The sequence below is a fragment of the Pontibacterium sp. genome (assembly GCF_041587635.1).
In the GTDB taxonomy this organism is placed as follows: Bacteria; Pseudomonadota; Gammaproteobacteria; order Pseudomonadales; family Balneatricaceae; genus Pontibacterium.
Genome location: NZ_JBFGYC010000117.1, coordinates 1 through 8,656, shown reverse-complemented (window position 1 = coordinate 8,656; position 8,656 = coordinate 1). Strand labels below are relative to the sequence as shown.

The window sequence follows — 8,656 nt, the reverse complement described above, 5'->3', positions numbered from 1 at the left end:
TTTTGGAATGATCCGGCGAACAATACACCACCGGCAGGTGAGAGTATTGCTACGCTTCAGAAACGTGTATTCTCAGGCCGTGATGCGCTGCTGAATACCGACGATGACCACCTGTTGCTGGTGACACATGGGGGTGTGATTCGTACTTTGATCGCAGATTGCTTAAAGCTTGATCCCGCGCGCTGGAGTCATATTCGCTTGGATCATGCCCACTTTACCCGACTCAGATTTTACTGTGATCAAACACAGGTCTGGCCCGAACTTGTCACTTGTAATGTTGCTCAATTGCCGTCGCAGGCGTTGTAACCCATTGATGGAAACTGGCTGTTGAATTACTCCGATACCCTTCGTTTTGTGTATGAAAAACTTGACCGGTTGGGTGACCTGCCGGTGTTCAGTACGACCGTTAACCGAATTCAACAAGTCAGTAGTTCTGAAGAGAGTGACGCCATGGCATTAGCGATGGCGATCATGAAAGATGCCAATCTCTCAGCGAAAATCCTGAAAATTGCGAACTCCTCAACCTATCATCGTGGTGGTGCGGCGATTACTGTTGTGTCGCGCGCAGTGGTGTTGATTGGCTTTAAAAAGATCAAAAACATCTGCCTCACCTTGAAATTGGTTGAGGGTTTTCACAAGAATCACCCCGATATCAATACTCCCGGATTGCTGATGCGTGCATTTCTCAATGCCAATATTGCCAGTGATCTGGCGATTCGCAGCCACCATGTCAGTGATGCTGAAGAAGCCTACATTAATGCCCTGTTATACGGATTGGGTGAGATTGTGATCGCCCATACGATGCCTTCGGTTTACCGAAAAATGCTGGTGGAGCGTAAAAAGGCTGAACTGCCCTGGCGTAAGATCCAGCTGAAAATGCTGGGCGGCACATTTAGCGATCTGGGGCAGGATCTGGCGCGTAGTTGGGGGCATCCTCCGTCAGTGGTGCACGCGATGTCGGTGAAAAGTGAGTTTATTGAAGGTGATCATGCTGCTCAGATAGCGGGTTTAAGTTATCAGTTGCTGGAACAGTTGTATGATCTTGATGAGCACGGTGATCACCCCTATGGCGAGCTGGTTGATGATTTGGGTACGGTGACCGGTTTGGATGCTGATCAGATCGGCGAGACGGCACTGCGTTGTTATCAAAAAGTTTCTCAGATGGCATCTGACTATGGCCTGAGTTGCGCCAGTATGGCGAGAAAGTACACCCCGAGCGGGCATGAAGCAAAAGATGAACTGATGCGCCAGATGGCCTTTATTACGGCGCAAAGTGGTTCTGTCGATGATGACGTACAGGGTGTTGTTGAGCTTGATGATGAGCAGACCCCGTCAGCCGAACAGCAGCTGGATTACCTGCATCAGGTTACCGAGATGATCAACCAGGGTGAAGCGCTCCCGACAATTCTGAAAACCGTTATCGAAGCGATGGCGGGCTGTACGCAACTGGACCGTGTACAGTTATGCTTGCTTAATCGTGGTGGCACACGGCTTGAGCCAAAAATGTCTGATGGCGATGCGATAGAACCTCTCCAACGGTATTTTTCCCGCAGTAAGGACGGCAGCAACAACGATATGTTTTTCCGTGTTATTGCGCGTGGTGCAACGTTGTTGGTCAGTGACATCGACGAAAATGGCTGGCACGAACGGATACCGGCTGATTTCATTCAGCAGGTGCGTTGTCAGGGGTTTGTTGTGGCCCCGATCGTGGTGAAGGAACGCGTGATTGGTATGCTTTATGGGGATCGTTTAAAAGGGCATGGCGCACTGGATGAACAGGATTTTAAAGTGTTCAGCCAGTTTGCCAGTCAGGCGCGTTTAGCACTGCTTAACGCCTGAGGTGCTTAACGCTCAGGTGTTATTCTGTCGCGCCCTTGATAAAGGACTTGGTGTTTTCCCAAGCTTTCTGGCTTGCGTCTACGGCTGTTTCAGCGCCCTTTTTACCGACTTCGATCACTGTTTCAGCGCCTTTTTCAGTGGAGCACGCCGCACGCTGGGCGATACATTTTGACTTACAGCCGGTCGCGGCTGCATCGTCGCCCAAATGGCTCACTTTACATTTACTTTCGCAAAACGTTTGTTTCATACCGCAGTCGGCCAGCACCGGACCAGAAATCAGCAGGGCCGCGGACAGCAATAAATAACGCATATTTTTCCCCTCATTGTAGATTGATTTCACGCATGCCAGAGAGTTGGCAGAGTGTTTAGTTCGCAATTATAGGTGGCTGGACTGAATAAGTCCTGAACCCGGGATTCAGCTACGTTGTTTACGTGGCTGCCAGAGTACTTCGCCAGTGCCTTCGCGTGCGAGAATGCGGGCGGCAACAAACAGCAGATCGGATAAGCGGTTCAGGTACGCCGCACCCTGAGGATTGATATATTCCTCATGTCCCAGTTCAACCATACGTCGTTCCGCCCGACGGCAGATACTGCGGGCCAGTTGGCAATTCGCGGCTACGCGGCTGCCACCCGGCAGAATAAATTCCTTCAGGGGTGGCAAACTCTCGTTGAGACGGTCCAGAACAACTTCCAGACCTTCCACTACCTCTTCCGTGATCACTTGATAGGACTCATCCGCCACGGCAAGCTCTCCGCCCAGATCAAACAGATCATGTTGCAAGGGTGTCAGATCGTTGACGAGAGCGTGCTCGGGCTCCAGATCAGCAATTAGGACACCTAATAGGGAGTTGAGTTCATCAACCGTACCTAAGGCTTCAATACGGGGATGAGTTTTAGCAACGCGGGAGCCATTGGCCAGTGCAGTGGTACCCTGATCACCGGTGCGGGTGTAGATGCGGTTTAGACGGTCTGACATGTGTAGGCCTCATACAAAACGGGGCCAATGAAGGCCCCGAGGTTGTGAATCTGTTAGAAACTATAGCCTAATGTCAGCATCAGTTGGCGACCGGCTGCAGGATAGTATGCACTACCCCCGGGAAGCCAGGGTGCGGCGATAGTGTAAGCGTCGTACTCTTTGTCGAACAGGTTGTTGATACGCAGTGATGCATCCCATTGCTGGAACGACCAACGCACGTTAGCGTTGACCACCGTGTAACCACCGACCTGACTCAGACTGTTCGCTTCATCGTCATCCCTGAACTGGGCACCGGTATATTTAGCGTCTAGATAGACATTGGTTTCGTTCGTCAGCTGATAGTCGAGTCCCAGTGCAACGCTGTGGTTAGGTACGTAAGGAACTTCGTTTCCTGCATGCGTGCCAGTCTTGATCTCTGAATCCGTATAGCTGTAGTTTCCGGTTAGCTGCAGATCAGGCGTCAGACCATGACGGGCACTAAGAATCAATCCGCGGCGGCGAGATTCGTCCAGGTTTTCGTTGGCAAATGTGGCCGCGTTGTATTTGATTTCGTTATCCAGGTCCAACTGGAACACAGTCGCTTGTAGCTGAGTGGTGGATTGAGACCATTCCCAGCCAAACTCCAGTGAGGTGCCTTCCTGTGGTTTCAGAAAGGTTTCACCGGCTGGCAGAGCCGCCAGTTCATCCATATTGGCATAGCGGAAGCTTTCGTCACGACGCAGGAAAACACGCTGTTCTGCTGAAAGCTGATAGGTCATGCCGATCTCTTTTACAAAACGAGAGTGGGAGTTGTCTTGGTTATTGCGAAGGTCGATATCCTTTACCCGGCTTTCACGGCCACCAATAGTCAGTTGCAGATCATCTAAGATCAGGGGCATCTGCGCACGGGCGTATATCGCATTGGCTGTTTGTTGGCGGGTTTGCGGAGAGTAGCCGCCGCGTACGTAATCGGTACGGTGGCGGTCGTAACCCAGCGTGATATCTGCGTGGCCTAGCTTACCCAATAACCGGGGTGTGAAGGATTTAACCCGCGTATCCTGAGTGTAATCGGAAAACAGAATACCCTTACCGTCTGTATCGCGAATGCTGTATTCACCGCGCAGTTCCCATTGCTCTGCCAGGTCCTGTTCCAGACCCAGAACAACCACGTCGCTGTCGTAATTAAGGAAATCAGATGAGGTGCTTTGACGACGGTCTGCCTGTTTCTGATTAATATTCAGAGAGTTGGGCAGCTCTACATCATCTTCTGTTTTCTGTAACTCAACGAACACGCGTCCGCTGTCGTGAATCTTCTCAATTTCGCCAAAAACGTTGTTAAAGTCGGTGGCGCTATGATCACGGTAGTTATCTGCGTGCTGGGATTCGGCGCTCAGACGTAGACCAAAGCCGTTATCAAATCCTCGGCTGTATGCCAGGTTATAGCGTTCCTGATCATCGGAACCACGACTGATGCTGATGCGTCCCTGAGCATCGGTAATGGGTTGGGTAATGATGTTGATAACACCACCAACGGCCTGTTCACCGTATAGCGTACCCGCGCTGCCCTGTATGATTTCGATGCGTTCAATATCGTTCAGTGCAATCAGGTTGAGGTTCGGCGCTTCCAGTGTCTGATTGTTCAGGCGGCGTCCATTGACCAGTACGAGCACGTTGTTGGTGCTGTTTTGGCCAAATCCACGCATGGAGATTGCAACGCGATTATTGGTACCTGAGGCGTCACGCAGATGCAGTCCGGGTTGGGTACGTAAAACATCAGCGATGTTGTTGGCACCGCTGGCTTCGATCTGCTCAGCGGACACAACGTTGACCATTGTTGGTGTGGTGTTGCCGGAGGCTTCGAAACGGGTGGCAGATACGATGACCGTATCCAGCTGAGTATCCTGCGCGTAAGCAGGCAGGGCTGCCAGCAGGGCAGCAGACAGAGACAGTGTATTCTTCATGATTCCCCTTGCAATGTGCCCACCGCACACTGTCAGAAAATGAGGTCACTGGTCGGTCTCCGGACTCACGACAGGCGGTTTTATTCGCGGAGGAGACCGCGCCTTCCCAGACTTTTAAAATCCAGTGGATATGCGGTCACCTATGTCGTTTACCGTTGCGGGGGCAGTGCTGGAATCTCACCAGTCTTCCCGATTATCCCTATGTTATTAGGCTCCAGTAACAGGCGCCGCGTAGTGTAGGGTTTGTTAGCGCAATGGGCAATTGAAAGGCAGTCAGTGGAAGATGAAGGTCATTCATGAAAATCCAGTTATTCTGGCTTTTCTTTCAAGTCGTTATAAAGCTGCTCGTTGACGGGAAGTTGAATGCCGGCTATTTGCGCTTGTTTTAGCAAATAGCCGGTAATGAAATCCAGTTCCGTTTTACGTTGATGGCGCACGTCCTGAAGCATTGAGGAGAAATTGCTGCCGGTGGCTGTTGCGACAATTTCTGCCTGTTGCAGAATCGGCCCGTCAAACAGTTTCAGGTGCTTATGATGACAGAGTTGTTCGATCTCATCGCACAGCCGTGCCATATGCTGATGTTTTTCTGGATCCTCGGTTAAGGCCCCATTGCGGCAATCATAGAAAGCGGTGAGTGGGTTGATGGCGCAATTGATCGCTAATTTTCGCCATAGACTGAGTTCTATCGACGGGTCAGCGACGAGTTTGAGTGGTGCTGCCGGTGTCATCCCGGCAGGGAGGTTGGGCAGATCCCCCTTCGAGAGTGCGCCCACTTTAGTCTCTCCGTGTCCGGCATACACCACATGAAAAGGAGACCTAAGCCAGGCCCCATCGGTTGTGGATGCGGCCCAAACATTGATCGGCGCCATGAGTTCTGCTGCTTGCTGCTGAGCGCCCATTCCATTTTGTAATATCACGATTGATGCGTCGGACCGGCATTTGTCCTTCAGCGGTTGGATGGCGCTGGCGGTATCGTATGCCTTAGTCGTCACCAGTAGATGGCTGATGTTCTCGCATCTGTCAGCGAGACAGGCCTTAACTGCATAATCTTCGGTTGTGTCATTTGTTTCCAGGCGAACCGATCCCGCTTTCTCAAATTCATCCAATCGGTGGGAATTCCGCAAAATCATTGTCACCTTGTGGCCAGCCTTTACCAGATGGGCGGCCCAGAGGCAGCCGATAGAGCCTGCACCAAGAATATGCCAGTGATCAGCCATTGATTCGTTTTCCTGTGTATCGCTTCGGTTCGAGGGAGAGCTGTAATGATAACTATCTGAACGACAGGGTGAAATGGGTCAGAGGCTCATATAAAATCCCAGTATTGGTTAAAATTACAGGAGCAATCAATGCCATCTTTTGACGTAGTATCTGAACTGGATACTCATGAGCTGACCAACGCTGTCGATCAGGCCAACCGTGAAATTGATAAACGCTATGATTTTAAAGGCGTGGATGCCACATTCGAGCTGAATGATGATTCTATCGTGATGATTGCTGAGGTTGATTTCCAGCTACAGCAGATGATGGATGTTCTGCGGACAAAGATGGTAGCGCGCAAAATTGATATCCGTTGTATGGATGTTAAGGATGCTGAAATGGCTAACATGCGTGCGCGTCAGACAGTTGTACTGAAGCAGGGTCTGGATCAGCCTACCGCGAAAAAGATCACCAAAATGATCAAAGACGACAAAAAGCTGAAAGTGCAGACACAAGTACAGGGTGAACAGGTACGTGTGACGGGCAAGAAACGTGATGACCTGCAGCAGGTGATTGCGATGTTACGTGAATCTGATCTGGATATTCCTCTCCAGTTTAACAACTTCCGCGACTGATCGTTGTCTCATCGCAACATGTTTTAATTGACTCAAAACGGAGCTGCTTATGCAGGAGCCTCAGGCCAGCTGGCGTGAATCGCTTGGGGCTTTTCTTCATCCCCGTGTTGTTGTGATGTTGTTCTTGGGGTTCTCTGCGGGAATCCCTATTCTCCTCATTTTTTCATCTCTTTCACTCTGGCTGCGAGAGGCAGGAGTTGAACGCGCTGCCATTACCTTTTTTAGTTGGGCTGCACTGGGTTACTCCTTTAAGTTTGTCTGGGCGCCATTGGTGGATCAATTGCCTGTGCCCTGGTTATCGCGTTTGTTGGGGCGACGGCGCAGTTGCTTGCTAGTGGCACAGTTTGCCATCATCGCTGCGATAGGCGCGATGGCGAGCATTGATCCGGCGTTGGGGGCGGAGAGTCAGACCGCAATGGCACTGGCGGCTGTTGCGTTGGGTTTCTCTTCTGCCACGCAGGATATTGTGATTGATGCCTATCGTATTGAAGCGGCGGATACACGATTGCAAAGCATGATGTCAGCGTCATATATCGCGGGTTATCGCGTGGCGATGGTAGTGGCGGGTGCAGGGGCATTAGTACTGGCATCGGGTTTTGGTACTGAGCTGGGCAACTATCAGTACAGCGCCTGGAGCAATACCTATTGGATCATGGCTGCAGTGATGCTGGTGGGGGTTGCGACAACTCTGACTATTAATGAGCCAGCGCTGAGTGAACAACGCAGTTACAGTTACAGTGCCCTCGAATATGGGCGATTTGTTGTGCTGTTCGCGCTTGCGCTGGCGGGATTTATCCTCTGTTTCTATCTGACTTCAGAGCCGTCAGGGGCACTGAAAAAGGCATTGTCAGAGGGTGTTGGCAATCGGGCGTTAGCGTCATTTTTGGTTGAAACGTTGCGCTTAGTGATCGCGGCCAGTGTGAGCTTTGTAGTAGCGCGAGTGTTGTTGAAAACCGGGTTGGTGAAGCAGTCAATGGTTGATGAGACCTATGTGGCTCCAGTACGTGACTTTTTTGACCGCTACGGTGTGAAGGCTGCATTGTTCCTGTTGTTGCTGGTGGGCAGTTACCGGATCTCTGATATCGTGCTGGGTGTGATTTCCAATGTCTTTTATCTGGATATGGGATTCAGCAAAGAACAGATTGCGACTGCAGTAAAAACCTTCGGAGTGGTGATGGCCATCGCGGGTGGTTTTCTTGGCGGATTGTTGGCGATGCGTCAGGGGGTGATGCGGATTCTGTTTCTGGGAGCGCTGTTATCGGCGGCAACCAACCTTCTGTTTATGATTCTTGCGGATAAAGGTGCGGATCTACTGTGGCTTTATATTGTAGTTGCCGCTGATAATCTCTCGGCAGGTTTGGCTGGTGCGGCGTTTGTAGCGTTTCTATCCAGCCTGACCAGTATCTCCTTTACGGCGATGCAATATGCAATATTTAGCTCGCTGATGACCTTGTTGCCGAAAATTTTGGGCGGTTATTCCGGTTCCATCGTGGACAGTATCGGGTACGACTGGTTCTTTATCTTTACGACGTTGATCGGATTGCCGGTGCTGTTGCTGATCGTGATGGCGCGTCGCTGGATTGGAATAGAAGCACTGCCGCAGACGGTGACCGCAAAGGTTGAATAAAGGAGCTTAGGCATTTAAGACGGCGCGACTGAGTACGAAGTGTTATTCGTACACGGACATTCTATAAGTCTTATTTTGTTCTAATGAGAAATGCGAACACAAAAAAACCGGCCAATGGCCGGTTTTTTTCGGAGAGCGTATCGAAAATTAGATGCGCAGTGCACCGTCTACTTCGATGCAACGACCGTTAACGTAGTCGTTTTCCAGAATGAAAGTCACAGTACGTGCGATCTCTTCTGGTTTACCCAGGCGTTTAGCTGGAATACCTGCTGCAATCTTGTCCAGTGCTTCAGGTTTCATGCTCATAACCATTTCAGTACCGATGTAGCCCGGTGCAATGGATGTCGCACGGATGCCGTAGCGCGCCAGTTCTTTCGCCCAAGTCACAGCCATCGCTTCTACACCGGCTTTAGTTGCAGTGTAGTTAGTCTGGCCCATGTTG

General features: G+C 50.8%; 9 protein-coding genes and 1 riboswitch. Of the genes, 4 read left to right on the top strand and 5 right to left on the bottom strand.

All coding sequences use genetic code 11. The features are described 5' to 3' along the window. Nucleotides 1-306, top strand: a 306-nt coding sequence (locus ABYW01_RS08095) for a histidine phosphatase family protein (RefSeq protein ID WP_372831969.1), incomplete at its 5' end; no start/stop codon positions are given. 21 nt (nucleotides 307-327) lie between these two features. After that, nucleotides 328-1,839 carry an HDOD domain-containing protein gene (locus tag ABYW01_RS08090; RefSeq protein WP_372831968.1) on the top strand — a complete coding sequence of 504 codons (1,512 nt, stop codon included), beginning with the start codon at nucleotides 328-330 and terminating at the stop codon, nucleotides 1,837-1,839. A gap of 19 nt (nucleotides 1,840-1,858) precedes the next feature. On the opposite strand, the gene ABYW01_RS08085 is transcribed toward ABYW01_RS08090, so the two are convergent. The 4 genes from ABYW01_RS08085 to ABYW01_RS08070 all read right to left on the bottom strand — a co-directional run bounded on the left by ABYW01_RS08085 (nucleotide 1,859) and on the right by ABYW01_RS08070 (nucleotide 5,972). Continuing rightward, nucleotides 1,859-2,149, bottom strand: a complete 291-nt coding sequence (locus ABYW01_RS08085) for a hypothetical protein (protein WP_372831967.1) — start codon at nucleotides 2,147-2,149, stop codon at nucleotides 1,859-1,861. A 105-nt stretch (nucleotides 2,150-2,254) separates the two neighbouring features. Beyond that, entirely contained in the window at nucleotides 2,255-2,815 is a 561-nt protein-coding gene (locus ABYW01_RS08080; RefSeq protein ID WP_193952867.1) for a cob(I)yrinic acid a,c-diamide adenosyltransferase, read from the bottom strand. 53 nt (nucleotides 2,816-2,868) lie between these two features. Further along, nucleotides 2,869-4,755: a TonB-dependent receptor family protein gene (locus ABYW01_RS08075; RefSeq protein WP_372831966.1), complete on the bottom strand. Its 1,887-nt coding sequence runs from the start codon at nucleotides 4,753-4,755 to the stop codon at nucleotides 2,869-2,871. Between the two features lie 32 nt (nucleotides 4,756-4,787). Continuing rightward, a riboswitch (cobalamin riboswitch) is annotated at nucleotides 4,788-4,989 on the bottom strand. A 74-nt stretch (nucleotides 4,990-5,063) separates the two neighbouring features. Beyond that, on the bottom strand, nucleotides 5,064-5,972 hold the full coding sequence (locus tag ABYW01_RS08070) for a ketopantoate reductase family protein (RefSeq protein WP_372831964.1): 909 nt from the start codon (nucleotides 5,970-5,972) through the stop codon (nucleotides 5,064-5,066). Nucleotides 5,973-6,101: 129 nt separating this feature from the next. On the opposite strand from ABYW01_RS08070, the gene ABYW01_RS08065 reads away from it, so the two are divergent. Further along, on the top strand, nucleotides 6,102-6,587 hold the full coding sequence (locus tag ABYW01_RS08065) for a YajQ family cyclic di-GMP-binding protein (protein WP_193952870.1): 486 nt from the start codon (nucleotides 6,102-6,104) through the stop codon (nucleotides 6,585-6,587). A 49-nt stretch (nucleotides 6,588-6,636) separates the two neighbouring features. Then, the gene (locus ABYW01_RS08060; RefSeq protein ID WP_372831963.1) at nucleotides 6,637-8,214 is read left to right on the top strand and encodes an MFS transporter; all 1,578 of its coding nucleotides are present in this window, start codon (nucleotides 6,637-6,639) and stop codon (nucleotides 8,212-8,214) included. Nucleotides 8,215-8,361: 147 nt separating this feature from the next. Here the strand turns inward: ABYW01_RS08060 and ABYW01_RS08055 are convergent. Then, the coding region (locus tag ABYW01_RS08055; protein WP_372831962.1) for an SDR family oxidoreductase at nucleotides 8,362-8,656 on the bottom strand (295 nt) is incomplete at its 5' end.

What these genes read in the sequence shown, in the direction of transcription:
- ABYW01_RS08060 (WP_372831963.1), top strand. Translation starts at nt 6,637, where the DNA reads ATGCAGGAGCCTCAGGCCAGCTGGCGTGAATCGCTTGGGGCTTTTCTT.
- ABYW01_RS08080 (WP_193952867.1), bottom strand. Translation starts at nt 2,815, where the DNA reads ATGTCAGACCGTCTAAACCGCATCTACACCCGCACCGGTGATCAGGGT.
- ABYW01_RS08065 (WP_193952870.1), top strand. Translation starts at nt 6,102, where the DNA reads ATGCCATCTTTTGACGTAGTATCTGAACTGGATACTCATGAGCTGACC.
- ABYW01_RS08075 (WP_372831966.1), bottom strand. Translation starts at nt 4,755, where the DNA reads ATGAAGAATACACTGTCTCTGTCTGCTGCCCTGCTGGCAGCCCTGCCT.
- ABYW01_RS08085 (WP_372831967.1), bottom strand. Translation starts at nt 2,149, where the DNA reads ATGCGTTATTTATTGCTGTCCGCGGCCCTGCTGATTTCTGGTCCGGTG.
- ABYW01_RS08070 (WP_372831964.1), bottom strand. Translation starts at nt 5,972, where the DNA reads ATGGCTGATCACTGGCATATTCTTGGTGCAGGCTCTATCGGCTGCCTC.